Genomic DNA, 17,708 nt, shown 5'->3' with positions numbered 1-17,708 from the left:
CAGGGGTGCGGGGAACTGCGCGCGCCGCCACGACGGACCCGCACCCGGAGAGCCACCCTGGGGAGCGTTCAACTCCCTGAGGGACTCGGGTCACCGGAGCCCCCTGACGTCGGCTCATCCCCTCCGGGGGAGCCCGGCGGAGGCTCCGGTTCCGGATCCGACGGCCCCGGCCCGGACGGCGTCGGCTCCGGCTCGGGCTCGGACGGCCCCGGATCGGACGGTGAGGGCCCGGACGGCGTCGGCTCGGGCCCGGGATCCGAGGGACCGGGTCCGGGCCCGGGATCCGACGGCCCGGGCCCGCTCGGCGCAGGCGGATCCGGCCGGGGCCCCGGCCGCGTGGGACCCGCGGTCCCGTAACCGCTGATCGTGACCACCGCCCCCGCCGGGCCGACCGCCACCCGGGCGTTCCACGCCCCGTTGGGCTCACGCAGATGGTCGACGTACACCTTGACCGTGAGCGACTGCCCCGGTTCCAGAGTCCCGGACGACCGGCTCAGGTAGAGCCAGGACGCCGCGGTCCGCGCCGACCAGCGGACCGCCGAATCGCCGGTCGCCGTGAGGGTGATCAGTGTCGTGCCACCGTCGGAACTGGCCTCTACGGAGAGCCCGCCCTGCTGCCCCGGCGCCACGCTGACGACCTCCACGGAGACGTCGGACGAGCCGCTGCGCGGGGTGAAGCGGGAGCCGGGCCGGTTACGGGCGTTGCCCGCGTTCTCGTAGCCGGGGCCCTCGCCGCCGAGTGTCTCGGAGTCCTGCCCCTCGTTGGCGGTGACCGGCCGGCCGTCGGCGCCCTCCCCGATGAGGGGTGCCCCCCGGTAGGCCGCCCACAGGGCGAGTACGGGGGCGGCCACGACGGTGGCGACGACCGTGGTCGTGACGGCACGCGCGCGTAGCCGGTCACGCCGGGCCGCGTGGTCCTTGGGGTCCATCGGAAAGCCGCGCCGGTCGAAGCGCGGGCCGGCGCCCCGCGCGCGCGGGAGGCGCGTCATCGCCTTGTGGAGGGCCGCGCGCGGGGCTTCGAGTACGGGCAGCGCGGCGGGCGTGACGCTGGTGCCGGGCCAGGAGCCGGGGCCCGCGCGCTCCGCGGTCCGGCGGCAGCGCGGGCAGTCGTCGACGTGCCGGACCAGTTCGCGGCGCAGGGCCGCGCCGAGGACGAGGCGGTTGTCGCCGGTGAGCCGGGTCACGCCCGGACAGGTGCCGGTCTCGACGACGGCCAGGGCCGCGCGCGTGCGCTCGACCTCGCAGGCGCCCGCCGCGAGGAGTTCGCGGGCGGCCACCGGGTCGGTGCCGAGGACCGCGGCGACCTCGTGCGCGGTGAGCTGGTGGCGCACGGCGAGTTCGAGCGCCTCGCGCTGCTCGGGCGTCGTGCCGGCGGCCTCCGGCCAGGCCAGCAGGGCGAGTTCACGCCGACGCCGCTCCGCCTCGGCGGCGGTGTCGGGAAGATCGGCGGCGCGGCCTCCGAAGCCGTCCGGGACGGGGGAAGGAGTGCGGCGGGCGGCGGGGCGGGCTGCCGCGGACTGTCCCGCCGCGTGCGGGCCGGGGCCGGGCCCGGCCTCGCCCTCCGCGCGTGAGGCGGTCCGGGCGTCCGCCCGCGGACCGGTCCTGCTCCCCGCCCGCGAGCCGGCGGCGGCGCCCTCGGGGCGGCCCGACGCGTGGGCGCCGGGCGGCCGCTGCCTGGCCTCGGCGAGCTTGCGCAGGCAGGACCAGCGGGCGAGCGCGTACAGCCAGGCCCTGCGGTCGTCGGGCGTCTCCCGGCCGCGATGGCCGCGGCGTTCGGCGAGCGCGAGGACGTCACCCAGTGCGGCGGTCGCCGTGTCGTGGTCGCACAGCACCGACAGGCAGTAGGTGAACAGGCCGTCCAGGTACGGCTCGTAACGGGTCGGCGGGCCCTGCGCCACCGTGCGCGCCGCGGCCCGGTCGCGCGCCTCGCGGTGCGCCCGGTGTGCGCCGGTGGTGCGGGTCGAGGTCTCGGGACTGCTGCTCATCACCCGTGCGACCGTAGGTGCCTTGTGGTGGGCCCTTCTCCCTGCTCGAGCACATTTAATCCATACGGGTGAAACGATCCCTCAAATGAGGGCAGGCACCCTGTATTCCATGTCGTGTCCCTGCCGGACTCGCCCTGCAAAGCGGCCGATATGCGAAGGGTGTCCCGCTATCGACGAAGGGTGTCGAACGGCTCGTCACGGCGCTGTCAGTGGCGGCGGTTACGGTTCGTGTCATGGCTGCCCGTACGAAGACCGCGAAGGACCGGCCGTCCTACCGCTGCACCGAGTGCGGCTGGCAGACGGCCAAGTGGCTCGGCCGCTGCTCCGAGTGCCAGGCCTGGGGGACGGTCGAGGAGTACGGCGCGCCCGCCGTGCGCACGACGGCTCCCGGCCGCGTCACCACGAGCGCGCTGCCCATCGGCCAGGTCGACGGCCGGCAGGCGACCGCCCGCTCGACCGGTGTGCCCGAGCTGGACCGCGTCCTCGGCGGTGGTCTCGTACCGGGCGCGGTGGTGCTCGTGGCGGGCGAGCCGGGCGTCGGCAAGTCGACGCTGCTGCTGGACGTGGCGGCCAAGGCGGCGAGCGACGAGCACCGCACGCTGTACATCACGGGTGAGGAGTCGGCGAGCCAGGTCCGGCTGCGCGCCGACCGCATCAAGGCGATCGACGACCATCTGTATCTGGCGGCGGAGACCGACCTGTCGGCGGTCCTCGGCCACCTGGACGCGGTGAAGCCGTCCCTGCTCATCGTCGACTCCGTGCAGACGGTGGCCTCTCCGGAGATCGACGGCGCACCCGGCGGCATGTCCCAGGTCCGCGAGGTGGCCGGGGCTTTGATCCGCGCCTCCAAGGAGCGCGGCATGGCCACGCTCCTGGTCGGCCATGTCACCAAGGACGGCGCCATCGCGGGACCGCGCCTCCTGGAGCACCTCGTGGACGTCGTCCTGAGCTTCGAGGGCGACCGGCACGCGCGCCTGCGCCTCGTACGAGGCGTCAAGAACCGGTACGGCACCACGGACGAGGTCGGCTGCTTCGAGCTGCACGACGAGGGGATCACCGGGCTCGCCGACCCCTCCGGTCTCTTCCTCACCCGCCGGTCCGAGCCCGTCCCCGGCACCTGCCTGACCGTCACCCTCGAAGGCCGCCGCCCGCTGGTGGCGGAGGTGCAGGCGCTCACCGTGGACACCCAGATCCCCACTCCGCGGCGTACGACGTCCGGCCTGGAGACCTCCCGCGTCCAGATGATGCTCGCCGTCCTGGAGCAGCGCGGCCGGATCAGCGCCCTCGGGAAGCGGGACATCTACACCGCGACGGTCGGTGGCGTGAAACTGTCCGAGCCCGCCGCGGACCTCGCGATCGCGCTCGCGCTGGCCAGCGCGGCGAGCGACACCCCGCTCCCGCAGAACCTCGTCGCGATCGGTGAGGTGGGGCTCGCGGGCGAGGTCAGACGGGTCACGGGCGTCCAGCGCAGACTCGCCGAAGCCCACCGTCTGGGCTTCACCCACGCCCTTGTTCCGGGCGACCCGGGCAAGGTCCCTCCCGGTATGAAGGTCCTGGAAGTGGCCGACATGGGGGACGCGCTCCGGGTCCTCCCGAGGTCGCGTCGGCGAGACGCCCCACGGGACGAGGAAGAGCGCCGGTAGACTTTGCCCAGGTCTCGCCCGTCCGTACGAACCCAGGGCGCCCTCAGAAAGCCTGCGACCGGAGGAGTGCAGTGGCAGCCAACGACCGGGCAGCGGTTCCCGGCAAGTCCGGCGGGAGTTCCGGCACCGATGGCCTGATGCGCACGGCTCTCAGCGCTGTGGCACCCGGCACAGGACTGCGCGACGGCCTGGAGCGCATCCTCCGCGGCAACACCGGCGGGCTCATCGTGCTCGGCTGGGACAAGACCGTCGAGGCGATGTGCAGCGGCGGATTCGTGCTGGACGTCGAGTTCACCGCGACGCGGCTGCGCGAGCTGTGCAAGCTCGACGGCGGCATCGTGCTGGACAAGGACATCACCAAAATCCTGCGGGCCGGCGTGCAGCTGGTCCCCGACCCGACCATTCCCACCGAGGAGACGGGCACGCGGCACCGCACGGCGGACCGGGTGAGCAAGCAGGTCGGCTTCCCCGTCGTCTCCGTATCCCAGTCCATGCGCCTGATCGCGCTGTACGTGGACGGGCAGCGACGGGTCCTGGAGGACTCCGCCGCGATCCTGTCCCGCGCGAACCAGGCACTGGCCACGCTGGAGCGGTACAAGCTGCGGCTCGACGAGGTCGCGGGCACGCTGTCCGCGCTGGAGATCGAGGACCTGGTCACCGTCCGGGACGTGTCGGCGGTGGCCCAGCGCCTGGAGATGGTGCGCCGGATCGCCACGGAGATCGCCGAGTACGTGGTGGAGCTGGGCACGGACGGGCGGCTGCTCTCCCTCCAGCTGGACGAGCTGATCGCCGGGGTCGAGCCCGAGCGGTCCCTCGTCGTACGGGACTATGTGCCCGAGCCGACGGCCAAGCGGTCCCGGACGGTGGACGAGGCGCTGTTCGAGCTGAACGCGCTCAGCCATGCGGAGCTGCTCGAAATGCCCACCGTGGCGCGGGCGCTGGGGTACACGGGGTCGCCCGAGGCGCTCGACTCCGCGGTGTCGCCGCGGGGATTCCGGCTGCTGGCGAAGGTGCCGCGGCTGCCCGGCGCGATCATCGACCGGCTGGTCGAGCACTTCGGCGGGCTGCAGAAGCTGCTCGCCGCGAGCGTGGACGACCTGCAGACCGTGGACGGGGTCGGGGAGGCGCGGGCGCGGAGCGTGCGGGAGGGGCTCTCGCGGTTGGCGGAGTCGTCGATCCTCGAACGCTACGTGTAGCCGTCCGGCGGTTTGGCGTGGCCCCCTGGGGGTGGGGGCCGGCCTCGGCTTTCGGGTGCGCGCCCGCTATGGGTACCGTTCGCGCAGTTCCCCGCGCCCCTGAAAACAGGGGGCCTGGGGCGGCGGCCTCGGCTCTCGGGTGCAGGCCCGATGCGGGCACCGATCGCGCAGTTCCCCGCGCCCCTGAAAACAGCGGGCCTGAGGAGGCCTCGGCTCTCGGGTGCGCGCCCGCTATGGGTACCGATCGCGCAGTTCCCCGTGCCCCTGAAAGCAGCGGGCCTGGGGCGGCCTCGGCTCTCGGGTGCGGGCCCGATGCGGGCACCGTTCGCGCAGTTCCCCGCGCCCCTGAAAGCAGGTGCGCGGCGGGCGCGGCCGGGCCCTTGTTGCTGGTCCGGTCCTAGTCCTGCTTCAGGACGAAGGAGGTCTGCGCCTTGGGCAGGCCCGCCGACTTCGCTTCGACCAGGTACGTGCCGGGCGTGGCCGAGAGCGCCGGCGGGGTCGCGCACTGCGGCGCGCTCGCCTTGCGGTTCCACTCGACCGTGCGGATGACCTGATCGTTCGCCGGGATGCGGAACAGCACACTCGCCGCACCCGTCGGGCAGTCGGCCGAGGACCAGATCTCGTCGTCGCCCTTCGCCTGAGTGATCGTCAGCACCGCGCTCTTCGGACCGAGATCGAGCTTGCAGTCGCTGTCCGAGGAGTTCTTGGCGACCAGTTCCAAGGTGGGCTTCTCGTCGGGCGTGTACGAGTTGTGGACACTGCGCAGCGTCAACTTCACCGAGCCCGGTGTGCAGTTGGGGAGGCTCGACCCGGCCGGCACCGTGTCGCCCGAGCCACCGCCGCCCTCGCCGTCGTCCCCGCCACCACCGCCGGAACCGGAGCCGGAACCGCCTCCGCCCGTGCCGGAACCGCCCGACCCGCCCGAGCCACCGGAACCCTCAGAACCCCCGGAGCCGCCCGAACCTTGGGAACCGCCGTCGCTCGACTCGTCGCGCCCGCCCGGCGCTTGGCTGATCGCGGACTCCGAGTCCGAGGGGCCGGGCGTGATCGACGCGGTGGGGTTCTTGCCGTTGGACCCGTCGGCGTCGTTCTTTCCGCCGCCTCCGCCGTCGTTGGTCACCACCCAGGTGACCAACAGGGCCATCACGGCGAAGATGGACGCCAGAATGGCCCTCCGTCGCCAGTAGATGGAGGAGGGAAGCGGCCCGACCGGATTGCGCAGAGATCCCACGGCGCAAACTGTACGAGAGATCGGGGAGTTCACTGGCCTCACCCGCCGTCAACGGCCCCAACTTTTTCTGATCATCAGCTCGGGACTGCTTCGAGGGCCCTCCAAAGCCCTACTTCGAGGGGTGCGGTCGGCTCCCACCCGTCCGCGGCCACCACACGCCGCGACCCCCGCCACACCTCCGTACGCGCCACCGCGTGAAAGAATCGGCCGTGCCATGACTGCGCCCACGAAACCCACGATCCCCGCCCAGGCCGACGCAGCCGAAACCGTCGGCGACGACCTGCACGCCCCCGTCATCGACTGGTTCGAGGAGCACGCCCGCGACCTCCCGTGGCGGCGGCCCGACGCGGGCCCGTGGGGGGTGATGGTCAGCGAGTTCATGCTGCAGCAGACACCGGTGAGCCGCGTGCTCCCGGTGTACGAGCAGTGGATGGCCCGCTGGCCGCGACCCGCCGATCTCGCCGAGGACACCCCGGGCGAGGCCGTCCGCGCCTGGGGCCGTCTCGGCTACCCTCGCCGCGCCCTGCGCCTGCACGGCGCCGCGGTCGCCATAACGGAGCGGCACGACGGCGACGTACCCACGGAGCACGCGCAGCTGCTCGCGCTGCCCGGCATCGGCGAGTACACGGCCGCGGCGGTGGCCTCGTTCGCGTACGGGCAGCGGCACACCGTCCTCGACACGAACGTGCGGCGGGTGTTCGCGCGGGCCGTCACCGGCGTCCAGTACCCGCCGAACGCCACGACCGCCGCCGAGCGCAAGCTCGCCCGCACGCTGCTGCCCGACGACGAGCGCACGGCCGCGCTCTGGGCCGCCGCGTCCATGGAGCTCGGCGCGCTCGTCTGCACGGCGAAGAACGAGACGTGCGTACGCTGCCCGATCGCCGCCCTGTGCACCTGGCGGCTGGCCGGGAAGCCGGCGCACGACGGGCCGCCGCGGCGCGGCCAGACCTACGCGGGTACGGACCGGCAGGTGCGCGGCCGGCTGCTCGCCGTACTGCGCGAGGCGGTCACCCCCGTCCCGCAGTCGGTCCTCGACCGTGTCTGGGAGGAGCCCGTGCAGCGGGCCCGCGCCCTGGACGGACTGGTGGCCGACGGACTCGTCGAACCGCTCGTCGGCGGTCTGTACCGGCTCCCGCACGGCTGACCCGGTCCGAGCTGGATGACGGGCGTCACCGGGCCACGTAACAGAGGCTCGGCGGGCAAAACGCCTCGTACCCGCCCCAGTCGGCACCCCCCTTTACCCAGGCCCTACTTCCGTTACACAACCTATGGACAGCCGAGCGCTCCTCGCATGCTCGCTCGGACAACCCCGTGACAACAGCTCCGTAACTTCAGTGCCGTACCGCGGACCGGCGGTACGGCAGGCAACGGACAGCCGGCAGCACCCAGGCCGGAACGGGGACGGAGGCGGTTGGAATGGCGCACGGCGAGGTGCTTGAGTTCGAGGAGTACGTACGCACTCGGCAGGACGCGCTGCTGCGCAGCGCACGCCGTCTGGTCCCCGACCCCGTCGACGCCCAGGACCTCCTGCAGACCGCGCTGGTGCGGACGTACGGACGCTGGGACGGCATCGCGGACAAGCGCCTCGCCGACGCCTATCTGCGCCGCGTCATGATCAACACGCGTACGGAGTGGTGGCGGGCCCGCAAGCTGGAGGAGGTCCCCACCGAGCAGCTGCCGGACGCGAGCGTGGACGACTCCACCGAGCAGCACGCGGACCGCGCGCTGCTGATGGACATCATGAAGGTGCTGGCTCCCAAGCAGCGCAGCGTCGTCGTGCTGCGACACTGGGAGCAGATGTCCACGGAGGAGACGGCCGCCGCCCTCGGTATGTCGGCCGGCACGGTCAAGAGCACACTGCACCGGGCACTCGCCCGGCTCCGTGAGGAGCTGGAGCGCCGGGCCCGTGCCGAGAACGACGCGAGCGGCGACGGGACCGGCGGCGGAACCCCCGGTGGGAACGGCGTCGGCGACAACGGCGGGAACGGCAGGCTCGGCGTACGGGTGCCGAAGCGTGAGGAGCGGGAGCGTTGCGCGGCCTAGACCCAGAGGCTCCGCGGGCCCGTGGGGTCCGGAAGGCGGTGATCACGGCAGCGGCCGTGCTCGCCGCCCTCGGCCTTTCCGTGTCCGCCTGCGGTACGGGCGGCACCGGCGCCCGGGACGAGGGCCCGGCCCTCTCCGACTCGGCCGCCGGGAGCGCCCGGGACGCGGCGCCCTCCGCCTCGGCCCCCGCGTCGGCCACTCCCGACCGGGTGAACGCGGTCCGGCTGGTCAGGTCCGACCCCGGGGTCAGCACGGCGGTCAAGCGCGATCTGAAGCCCTGCGTCGGCGACGAGTACCCGGTCGACGTGTCGTACGGCAACCTCACCGGCGGTTCCCGTGCGGACGTCGTGATCAACGTGATGACCTGCGGGGACGCGGTCGGCGTCGGCTCGTACGTGTACCGCGAGGAGGGCGACGGGTACAAGAACGTCTTCCGCGCCGAGGAGCCCCCGGTGTACGCGGAGATCGACCGGGGCGACCTGGTGATCACCCAGCAGGTGTACGAGAGGAACGACTCGGTGACGTATCCGTCCGGCGAGGAAGTGATCACGTACCACTGGACGGCGACCCGTTTCACCGAGCGGGCCAGGACGCACAACGACTACAGCAAAGTGGTGGGCGGCGAGTCGGCGGCACCCACCGACCAGTAGGACCGACCGACGGACCGACCGACCGAGAAGACGAGAGCACCCGGATGGCAGAGCACACCCATGTCCTGTTCGTCGAGGACGACGACGTCATCCGCGAGGCCACCCAGCTCGCGCTGGAGCGCGACGGCTTCGTGGTCACCGCCATGCCCGACGGGCTGTCGGGGCTGGAGGCGTTCCGCGCGGACCGGCCCGACATCGCGCTCCTCGACGTGATGGTGCCGGGTCTCGACGGGGTGTCGCTGTGCCGCCGGATCCGGGACGAGTCGACCGTTCCCGTGATCATGCTGTCGGCCCGCGCCGACTCCATCGACGTCGTGCTGGGCCTGGAGGCGGGCGCCGACGACTACGTGACCAAGCCCTTCGACGGAGCGGTGCTGGTCGCGCGTATCCGGGCCGTGCTGCGGCGTTTCGGGCACGCGAGCGGCCCGCGCTCCGCCGAGGGGCACGACGGCACGTCGGCCGAGCCCGGCGGCGGGGTGCTGACCTTCGGCGCGGGCTCCGGTCCCGGCGAGCTGGAGATCGACACGGAGGGCATGGAGGTGCGCAGGGGCGGCGTCCCGGTGTCGCTGACGCCCACCGAGATGCGGCTGCTCCTGGAGTTCTCGTCCTCACCCGGTACGGTCCTGTCGCGCGACAAGCTGCTGGAGCGGGTGTGGGACTACGGCTGGGGCGGTGACACCCGGGTCGTCGACGTCCATGTGCAGCGGCTGCGTACGAAGATCGGCCAGGACCGGATCGAGACGGTCCGCGGCTTCGGCTACAAGTTGAAGGCCTGAGCGGAGCGGACGATGCGGGGGACGAGCGGCAGCCCGGCCGACGGAGACGGTGACGTGGGCGACGACGACGGACGCGGACGCGGACACCGACACCGACACGGGCAGGGATCCGGAGACGGGCGCGGAGACGGGCCCGTCGAAAGGCCCGTGCCCGCGCCTGTGCCCGAGCAGGGGCGGGGGCGGGTCGGTGTGGCCGGGCGGCGCGAGAGACTCGGGCGCCTGATGCCGCGTACGGGGATCAGATGGAAGCTGAGTGCCGCCATCGCGGCGGTCGGCGCGCTGGTGGCCGTCGCGCTGAGCCTGGTCGTGCACAACGCCGCCCGGGTCTCGATGCTCGACAACGCGCGCGACCTCGCCGACGAACGCGTCCAGATCGCTCAGCGCAACTACGAGGCGTCCGGGCGGCCGAACTTCCCCGGCGTCAGGATCGACGACCCCGCCCTGCCGAAGGACCTGCTGGCCAAGGCGACGGCGGGGCGGCGGGCGACGTATGTGACGGAGCACTCCGACGGCGTGCCCGACATCTGGGCGGCCGTGCCGCTCAAGGACGGCCGCATCCTGTCGCTGCACACGAACTTCACCGACCGCAGCACGACCGTTCTGAAGGATCTCGACGAGGCGCTGCTCATCGGTTCGATCGCGGTCGTCTTCGGCGGCTGCGCGCTCGGCGTACTCATCGGCGGCCAGCTCTCCCGACGGCTGCGCAAGGCGGCCACGGCGGCCCGGCGCGTGGCGCAGGGCGAACCGGATGTGCGCGTACGGGACTCCATCGGCGGGGTCGTGCGCGACGAGACCGATGACCTCGCGCGGGCCGTGGACGCGATGGCGGACGCGTTGCAGCAGCGCATCGAGGCGGAGCGGCGGGTGACCGCGGACATCGCGCACGAGCTGCGCACGCCGGTGACCGGGCTGCTCACCGCGGCGGAACTGCTGCCGCCGGGGCGCCCCACGGAGCTCGTACGGGACCGGGCGCAGGCGATGCGGCAACTGGTCGAGGACGTGCTGGAGGTCGCGCGGCTGGACAGCGCGTCCGAGCGGGCGGAGTTGCAGGACATCCTGCTGGGCGAGTTCGTGACCCGGCGGGTGATCGCGCGGGATCCGGGGATCGTCGTCCGGGTGGTCCACGAGTCGGCGGTCACGACGGACCCGCGCCGCCTGGAACGGGTCCTCATCAACCTGCTGGTCAACGCCGCCAAGCACGGCAAGCCGCCCATCGAGGTCACCGTCGAGGGGCGGGTCATCCGGGTCCGCGACCATGGTCCCGGGTTCCCCGACGCGCTCCTGGCCGACGGCCCCAGCCGTTTCCGCACCGGCAGCAGTGACCGGGCGGGGCACGGGCACGGGCTGGGGCTCACGATCGCGGCGGGGCAGGCGCGGGTGCTGGGGGCGCGGCTCACGTTCCGCAATGTGCGGGCTGTGGGGGCGGCGGAGGGGGTTCCCGCGGAGGGGGCGGTGGCGGTGCTGTGGCTTCCGGAGCACGCCCCCACGAACACGGGCAGTTACCCCATGCTCCCGGAGTAACCACCCCGGGGCTGCCGCCCCGGCCCCCCCCTTTTCTCGTCCTCAGACGCCGGACGGGCTGGAGGGGGTGCGGGTCCGGCCAGGACTGGAGGAGGTGCGAGCCGACCGGGCTGGAGGGGGTGCGGGCCGGACGGGGCTGGCCGCGCAGTTCCCCGCGCCCCTGGGAACGGGGCTGCGCCCCGATTCCCGGGTCGGCGGCGGCACGCCTGACGCACGCCGCCGCGTGTGCGTACGGGGAGCAGGGCGCAGCCCCGTTTTTCAGCCCCTCCGGCGTTTGAGGAGCGGGGGTTCGGGGGCGGAGCCCCTGAGTACGGGACGGGAACGGGTAGGGGCGGCGGGGGCGGAGAAAGGCCCCCGGCCCCGGACGCCGTCCGGAACCAGGGGCCTCAGGGAGCGGCCGGACTCAGACCGCCTCCGGCGCCTTCTCCCCGCCGGAGGCGCCCGCACCCGCCCCCCGAAGCGGAACCTCCTTCACGAACACGGCCCCCACCAGCGCCACCACCGCGACAACCGCTCCCAGCAGGAACGCGGAGTGCGTCCCGGACGCGACCGCGTGCTGGTACGCCTCCCGCGCGGCCTCCGGCAGCTTCGCCAAGCTCGCCGCGTCCAGCTGCGCCGACTGCTCGGTCACCTTGGACCCCAGCGCCCCGGCCCGCTCGGACATGACGTCCTGGACGCGGTTGTTGAACAGCGCCCCCATGATGGCGACACCGAAGGACGACCCGAGCGTACGGAACAGCGTGGTGCTGGACGACGCGACGCCCATGTCCTTCATCTCGACGCTGTTCTGCGAGACGAGCATGGTGATCTGCATCAGACAGCCCATCCCCGCCCCGACCACGGCCATGTACACACCGGACGTCAGCCTCGACGTGTCGGTGTCCATGAGCGACAGCAGGTACAGCCCGACCACCATCAGCGCACTGCCCACGATCGGGAAGGCCTTGTAGCGCCCGGTGCTGGTCGTCACCCGCCCCGCCACCATCGACGTCACGAGCATCGCGCCGAGCATGGGCAGGAGCAGCAGCCCGGAGTTGGTCGCGGACGCGCCCTGCACCGACTGCTGGTACAGCGGGAGGAACAGCACGGCACCGAACATCACGAACCCGGCGACGAAGCCGACGACGGACATCAGCGTGAAGTTGCGGCTGCGGAAGATGTGCAGCGGCATGATCGGCGCGGCGGCCTTGGTCTGCACGAACACGAAGCCGACGAGCGCGGCGACCCCGATGGCGATCAGTTCCATGATCCGGGCGGAGCCCCAGGCGTACTCGGTCCCGCCCCAGGTGGTCACGAGCACGATCGCGGTGATGCCCACGGTGAGCAGTCCGGCGCCCAGGTAGTCGATCCGCGCGTCCACCCGCTTCTTGGGCAGGTGCAGTACGGCGCTGATGGCGATCAGGGCTATGACACCGAGCGGGAGGTTGATGTAGAAGGACCAGCGCCAGCCCCAGTTGTCGGTGATCGTGCCGCCGACCAGCGGTCCGCCGATCATGGCGAGGGCCATCACGCCGGCGATCATGCCCTGGTACTTGCCACGCTCACGCGGCGGAATCAGGTCACCGATGATCGCCATGACGCCGACCATCAGACCGCCCGCGCCCAGTCCCTGGATCGCCCGGAACCCGATGAGCTGGCCCATGTCCTGGGCCATTCCGCTGAGCGCCGACCCGATCAGGAAGAGCACGATCGATGTCATGAAGACGCCCTTGCGCCCGTACATGTCGCCGAGCTTGCCCCAGATCGGGGTGGAGGCGGCGGTCGCGAGCGTGTAGGCGGTGACGACCCACGACAGGTGTTCCAGGCCGCCCAGCTCGCCCACGATGGTCGGCATCGCGGTGCCGATGATCATGTTGTCGAGCATGGCGAGGAGCATCGCGATCATCAGCGCGAGCAGGACGACCCGTACGCTCCTGGGCTGCTTTTCCGCGTCCGCGGCGCCCGCGGCGTCCACGGCGCCCGCGGAGTCCGTCGCCGGCCGCGACCCCGACGCCGTCTTCTTCGCCGGCCTCATCGGCTTGATCGGCCTGCGCGGCCTCCGCACCCTCCCCGACCCGCTCGGCGCCGACGCCGTCGACGCCGGAGCCGATGCCGCCCCCGGCACCGCGTCCGCCGGCTCCGCCTCGTCCGCTGCTCCGGCCGCTCCGGCCGTCCTGGTGTTCGCCACTTCGCCCACTCCCCTGGGTACCGCACTGCCACTTACTTGCCGACCGGCAAGTTGACTACACTGGGGAAAGTAGACCCGTAACTAGCCGGGCGTCAAGTAAGTTTTTCTTTACCCACGCTGCGGCGTGCGACCAGGACGAGGGGCGGCCACGATGGGCGGCAGCAGGCAGCGGCGGCGCGGAGACACCCGCCAGCGCATCCAGGACGTGGCCATCGAGCTGTTCGCCGAGCAGGGCTACGAGAAGACGTCCCTGCGCGAGATCGCCGAGCGGCTGGACGTCACCAAGGCCGCGCTCTACTACCACTTCAAGACCAAGGAAGACATCCTCATCAGCCTCTTCGAAGACATGACGAGGCCGATGGACGAGCTGATCGAGTGGGGCAAGGGACAGCCCCACTCACTCGACACGAAGCAGGAACTCCTGCGCCGGTACAGCCAGGCCCTCAACGACGCGACCCCCGTCTTCCGCTTCATGCAGGAGAACCAGGCGACGGTCCGCGAACTGAGCATCGGCGAGTCCTTCAAGCACCGCATGGTCAAGATGCTGGACATCATCAGGGAACCCGCCGCCCCGCTGACGGACCAGGTCCGCTGCGTGAGCGCCCTGTTCACCATGCACGCCGGGATGTTCGCCCTCAAGGACATCGAAGGCGACCCCGAGGACAAGCGGCAAGCCGTCCTGGAGGTCGCCATCGAGCTGGTCACACGGGCGCACTCGGGCCCGCGCGAGTCCTGAGATCACGGACCCGGATCGCGAGGTCCGTCAGAGGCTGAGCCCCTTGGAGCGCAGGAAGGCGACCGGGTCGACCGCCGAGCCGTAGTTGGCCGTCGTACGGATCTCGAAGTGCAGGTGCGGCCCGCTGGAGTTGCCGGTGTTGCCGGACAGCGCGATCCGCTGGCCGGTCTTCACGACCTGGCCGGGCTTCACGTCCACCCGGGACAGGTGCGCGTACTGCGAGTACGTGCCGTTGCCGTGCTTGATGACGACGGCGTTGCCGTACGCGGGTCCGTCGCCGGCGCCGTTGCCGCCGGTCTTCACGACGGTGCCGCCGTGGGCGGCGACGACCTGGGTGCCGGAGGAGACGGCGAAGTCCTGCCCGGAGTGGGTGGACGACCACAGGTTTCCGGCCTGGGCGAAGCTCGCGGAGAGCTTGTACTTCGCGACCGGGTCGACCCAGGAGGACGCCGGCTTCGCGGCGGGCTTGGCGGCGGCCTTCTTGGCAGCCGCCTTCTTCGCAGCCTCGCTCTTCGCCTGGGCGGCCTTCTGCGCGGCCTTCGCCTGCGCGGCGGCCTGCTCCTGCACGGAGGCGGCAGCCGCGCTCGACAGGGAGACCGCGCTCGGCTTGGCGTCCGCGGCGACCGCGACCCCGGCTCCGACGGCGGTCGTCACTCCCAGGCCGAGGGCCAGGACGGCCGCCCGGGTACGGAGCTGGGACGTGCCGGGTATGCGGGACGTGGTGCGCTGCGACATGGGGACTACCTCCGGGGGACGGGCAACAACACACCCGGCGCGCTGTCGGTGCGCCGGGCGGGGGTCATCCCTTGGTAACCCGTACTCCCGCCGACCCCCAAAACACCCTTCTACGACCTCAAGTCGTACTTGACCCCGAAACTTCCGACTCCTTGACAGAACAACCGACGAATACGAGAACCTCCCCTTTTTGTATCGGAAGTCTGGTTTACCCCCACTTCAGACGCGCCCCGGACGGGCCGGACCCCACCGCGCCGACCGCCCCGTCCACCCCGGAGGACCTCGGACCCACCCCCAGGGTCAAAGGTCCTTTTTGTCCACCCCGTGTCGACCACTACCGCCGCTAGTAGCGCGCGAAACGCCTGTGCGTCATGTCACCGGGCGGCAAGATCCAAGACGCCCGAGATGTGACCGCGACTACAGCCCCTCCCCGCCTTCCTGCCGTCAGGGCCCACGTCAGGCCCCCGGCCCGAGCAGCGGCAGCGCCCCGAAGACGTGCCCCTGCCACAGCTCCCTGGACACCTCCTCCGGGTACGCCGTCACGGTCGGCCGTACGTCGAAGAGCCGTACCGGCCGCCGATCGAGGTCGTACGCCGGCCACCCGGGCCCCTCCCCCGCCGCGAAGCCCGTCCACGCGGCCCGGAACAGCGCCGACACCTCCTCCGCCGCCGCGGGCGGCTCCTCCCCGAACAGCAGGGCGGGCAGCCCGCCGCGCAGGTTGCCGAAGACCAACGGGACGTCGAGCCCGTGACACGCTCCGAGCAGCCCGCCCATGCCGGGCGCCTCCCAGACCAGCTCGTAGACGTGGGCCCGGCCGCCGCCCGCGATCTGGGCCTCGGCCAGATGCAGCGACGGCATCCGGAACAGCCAGTCGGAGCGGACCAGCTCGTACAGCCCCGCCGCGTCGAGCCCCGGAAAGGCCTTCCGGTACGTTTCCTCGCCCCCCGAGCCGCCCGCGCCACCCGAGCCGGCCACCCCGCCGGTCATGGGTGAGAACGTCAGCAGCGCCGCCGTCGCGCGGTCCTCCGTCAGCTCCTCGGTGAGCGTTCCGTCGAGCGCCATGAAGAGCCGGTACTCGTCCCGCGTATGGCCGGACACCAGCTCGATGTCGCGTGCGGCACCGGCGGCGAGCGCCTCCCAGGGCGCGCGGGGCAGCACGTCCCCGTCCACCACGGGCGCCAGTGGGATCGCCGTGTGCGCCAGCACGCCCCACCGGTCCGCGTACCGCTCCAGTCGTGCCCCGACCGTGTCCGCCGCCGCGGGCAGCGAATGCGGCGCGACCGTGCTCAGGTCGTCCACGGTCGGCCGCAGTCCCAGCTCCGCCGCGAGCTCCCCGGCGATGTCCGCGGCCAGCGGGGCCGACAGGAACGGGCCGGGCACGCTCTGCGTGACCGCCCGCCGGAAGAGCCCGGCCGCGCTCGGCATCGAGAGCAGCGCGGCGAGGGATCCCGCGCCCGCCGACTCGCCGAAGACCGTGACACGGTCCGGGTCGCCGCCGAAGGCACGGATGTTGTCCCGCACCCAGGCGAGGGCGGCGACCTGGTCGAGCAGCCCGCGGTTGGCGGGCGCACCCTCGATGTGCGCGAACCCCTCTATGCCGATGCGGTAGTTGAGCGTCACCAGGACGACGCGGCCCTCCCCCGCCAACCGCCCGCCGTCGTACTCGGGCAGGCCCGACATGCCGATGACGTACGCGCCCCCGAACAGCCACACCATCACCGGCAGTCCGGCGCCGGGGGCGGGATCGGGTGTCCAGACGTTGAGGGTCAGCCAGTCGCCGTCGTCGGTGTCCGGGGGCGCGAGCACGTCCATGCCGAACGCCGCGGACTGCGGGGGCGGTGTCCCGAACGCGGTCGCCGTCCGTACGCCGTCCCAGCCCCGCGCGGGCCGCGGCGCCGCGAACCGCAGCGCGCCGACGGGCGGTTCGGCGAACGGGACACCCCGGAACACCGCCGTACCCGCCCTCCCGGCCTCGCCCCTCAACACCCCGGCCTGCGTACGGACTTCGGGTCGGTCGACATCCATGGCGGTTCCCTCCTGGAACGGTTCGGGACACCCTGGATCCTCCCGCCGCACCGGGTCGCGCGGCCACCGCTTTTGTCACGCCAAGACCGGCGGCGTACACACGCCCAGGAGAGACGGACACCGTTCTCCAGGCCCCTTCCGGGCCCCGGGGCCTATCCCAACCCCGCCTGGGCCCCCTACAGTTACCGCTCGGTAATCTCGTCGCCCCCAGCCGGCCCCCCACGCCCGTGAGCATGTCCATGAGCCATGTCCCGCAGCGCTCCCACGCGAGAGGAACCCCCCACCCATGACCGGAAGCAGCCTGCAGCGCCTGATCGGCGTGACCGTCGCCGCCACGGCGGCCACCGCGGCCCTGATGAGCCCGGCCGCCGCCGCGACCCCGGCCACCACCGCGGTGACCGCCGCAGCCGCCGACGTCGAGTACGCCACCTGGCAGAACGACTGCCGGGCCGTCATGGCCGAGGCGCTGCCCTACCTGAAGGAACGTATCGCCGGTGCGGCCGCCGGCGAGAAGCAGGCCATCGTCTTCGACATCGACAACACCACGCTGGAGACCGACTTCGGCTTCAGCTATCCCTCGCCGGCCAACGCGCCCGTCCTCGACGTGGCCCGGTACGCCCAGGACCACGGCGTCGCCCTGTTCTTCGTCACGGCCCGCCCGGACATCATCAAGTCGGTGACGGACTACAACCTCAAGCACGTCGGCTACCGCGTCTCCGGCCTGTACGTACGCGGCTTCATCGACCTCTTCAAGGACGTGGCCGCCTACAAGACCGCGCAGCGGGCGGCCGTCGAGGCCAAGGGCTACACGATCATCGCGAACATCGGCAACAGCGCCACCGACCTGTCGGGCGGGCACGCCGAGAAGACGTACAAGCTGCCGGACTACGACGGCCAGCTGTCCTGACGGACAGGACGAGGTAGGGCCGGGGCCCGGGGCGGCCCGGACATGCCGATGGGGCCGGTGCTCGAAAGCACCGGCCCCATCGGTTGTGCGCCT

At 72.4% G+C, this 17,708-nt stretch carries 15 protein-coding genes; 10 read left to right on the top strand and 5 right to left on the bottom strand.

Features of this window, described 5'->3' with window-relative positions; translation table 11 throughout:
- Nucleotides 1-68 precede the first annotated feature (68 nt).
- The gene (locus K3769_RS24690) at nucleotides 69-1,985 is read right to left on the bottom strand and encodes a BACON domain-containing protein (RefSeq protein WP_267028523.1); all 1,917 of its coding nucleotides are present in this window, start codon (nucleotides 1,983-1,985) and stop codon (nucleotides 69-71) included.
- A 233-nt stretch (nucleotides 1,986-2,218) separates the two neighbouring features.
- On the opposite strand from K3769_RS24690, the gene radA reads away from it, so the two are divergent.
- On the top strand, nucleotides 2,219-3,628 hold the full coding sequence (gene radA / locus K3769_RS24685) for a DNA repair protein RadA (protein ID WP_267028522.1): 1,410 nt from the start codon (nucleotides 2,219-2,221) through the stop codon (nucleotides 3,626-3,628).
- A 71-nt stretch (nucleotides 3,629-3,699) separates the two neighbouring features.
- Nucleotides 3,700-4,824: a DNA integrity scanning diadenylate cyclase DisA gene (disA, locus tag K3769_RS24680; RefSeq protein ID WP_267028521.1), complete on the top strand. Its 1,125-nt coding sequence runs from the start codon at nucleotides 3,700-3,702 to the stop codon at nucleotides 4,822-4,824.
- Between the two features lie 397 nt (nucleotides 4,825-5,221).
- Here disA and K3769_RS24675 read toward each other — a convergent pair whose 3' ends face one another.
- The gene (locus K3769_RS24675) at nucleotides 5,222-6,055 is read right to left on the bottom strand and encodes a hypothetical protein (protein ID WP_267028520.1); all 834 of its coding nucleotides are present in this window, start codon (nucleotides 6,053-6,055) and stop codon (nucleotides 5,222-5,224) included.
- Nucleotides 6,056-6,269: 214 nt separating this feature from the next.
- Here K3769_RS24675 and K3769_RS24670 point away from each other — a divergent pair, with 214 nt between their 5' ends.
- The 5 genes from K3769_RS24670 to cseC all read left to right on the top strand — a co-directional run bounded on the left by K3769_RS24670 (nucleotide 6,270) and on the right by cseC (nucleotide 11,045).
- The gene (locus tag K3769_RS24670; protein ID WP_267028519.1) at nucleotides 6,270-7,199 is read left to right on the top strand and encodes an HhH-GPD family protein; all 930 of its coding nucleotides are present in this window, start codon (nucleotides 6,270-6,272) and stop codon (nucleotides 7,197-7,199) included.
- A gap of 272 nt (nucleotides 7,200-7,471) precedes the next feature.
- Complete coding sequence (locus K3769_RS24665) at nucleotides 7,472-8,098, top strand: SigE family RNA polymerase sigma factor (RefSeq protein WP_267028518.1); 627 nt, start codon at nucleotides 7,472-7,474, stop codon at nucleotides 8,096-8,098.
- A complete protein-coding gene (locus K3769_RS24660) occupies nucleotides 8,086-8,748 on the top strand; it encodes a hypothetical protein (RefSeq protein ID WP_282566243.1) in 663 nt (220 codons plus the stop codon). The genes K3769_RS24665 and K3769_RS24660 overlap by 13 nt, the downstream gene beginning before the upstream one ends.
- Before the next feature lie 44 nt (nucleotides 8,749-8,792).
- Nucleotides 8,793-9,524: a two-component system response regulator CseB gene (gene cseB / locus K3769_RS24655; RefSeq protein WP_267028516.1), complete on the top strand. Its 732-nt coding sequence runs from the start codon at nucleotides 8,793-8,795 to the stop codon at nucleotides 9,522-9,524.
- A gap of 222 nt (nucleotides 9,525-9,746) precedes the next feature.
- Nucleotides 9,747-11,045 (top strand): two-component system sensor histidine kinase CseC, encoded by a 1,299-nt coding sequence (gene cseC / locus K3769_RS24650; RefSeq protein ID WP_267028515.1) that lies wholly within the window; start codon nucleotides 9,747-9,749, stop codon nucleotides 11,043-11,045.
- Between the two features lie 403 nt (nucleotides 11,046-11,448).
- On the opposite strand, the gene K3769_RS24645 is transcribed toward cseC, so the two are convergent.
- Nucleotides 11,449-12,999 (bottom strand): MDR family MFS transporter, encoded by a 1,551-nt coding sequence (locus tag K3769_RS24645; protein ID WP_267031526.1) that lies wholly within the window; start codon nucleotides 12,997-12,999, stop codon nucleotides 11,449-11,451.
- On the opposite strand from K3769_RS24645, the gene K3769_RS40960 reads away from it, so the two are divergent.
- Both K3769_RS40960 and K3769_RS24635 read left to right on the top strand, forming a co-directional pair.
- Nucleotides 12,908-13,267, top strand: a complete 360-nt coding sequence (locus tag K3769_RS40960) for a hypothetical protein (protein WP_267031765.1) — start codon at nucleotides 12,908-12,910, stop codon at nucleotides 13,265-13,267. The two genes, K3769_RS24645 and K3769_RS40960, sit on opposite strands and share 92 nt — an antisense overlap.
- 96 nt (nucleotides 13,268-13,363) lie before the next feature.
- A complete protein-coding gene (locus tag K3769_RS24635; protein ID WP_267028514.1) occupies nucleotides 13,364-13,948 on the top strand; it encodes a TetR/AcrR family transcriptional regulator in 585 nt (194 codons plus the stop codon).
- A gap of 27 nt (nucleotides 13,949-13,975) precedes the next feature.
- Here K3769_RS24635 and K3769_RS24630 read toward each other — a convergent pair whose 3' ends face one another.
- Nucleotides 13,976-14,683 carry a M23 family metallopeptidase gene (locus K3769_RS24630; protein ID WP_267028513.1) on the bottom strand — a complete coding sequence of 236 codons (708 nt, stop codon included), beginning with the start codon at nucleotides 14,681-14,683 and terminating at the stop codon, nucleotides 13,976-13,978.
- 456 nt (nucleotides 14,684-15,139) lie between these two features.
- Nucleotides 15,140-16,708, bottom strand: coding sequence for a carboxylesterase/lipase family protein (locus K3769_RS24625; RefSeq protein WP_267028512.1), 1,569 nt, complete (start codon nucleotides 16,706-16,708; stop codon nucleotides 15,140-15,142).
- A gap of 286 nt (nucleotides 16,709-16,994) precedes the next feature.
- On the opposite strand from K3769_RS24625, the gene K3769_RS24620 reads away from it, so the two are divergent.
- Nucleotides 16,995-17,615: an HAD family acid phosphatase gene (locus tag K3769_RS24620; RefSeq protein WP_267028511.1), complete on the top strand. Its 621-nt coding sequence runs from the start codon at nucleotides 16,995-16,997 to the stop codon at nucleotides 17,613-17,615.
- Nucleotides 17,616-17,708 lie beyond the last annotated feature (93 nt).

The sequence above is a fragment of the Streptomyces ortus genome, assembly GCF_026341275.1.
Classification (GTDB): domain Bacteria; phylum Actinomycetota; class Actinomycetes; order Streptomycetales; family Streptomycetaceae; genus Streptomyces; species Streptomyces ortus.
This window is presented reverse-complemented; position numbering and strand designations above follow the sequence as displayed.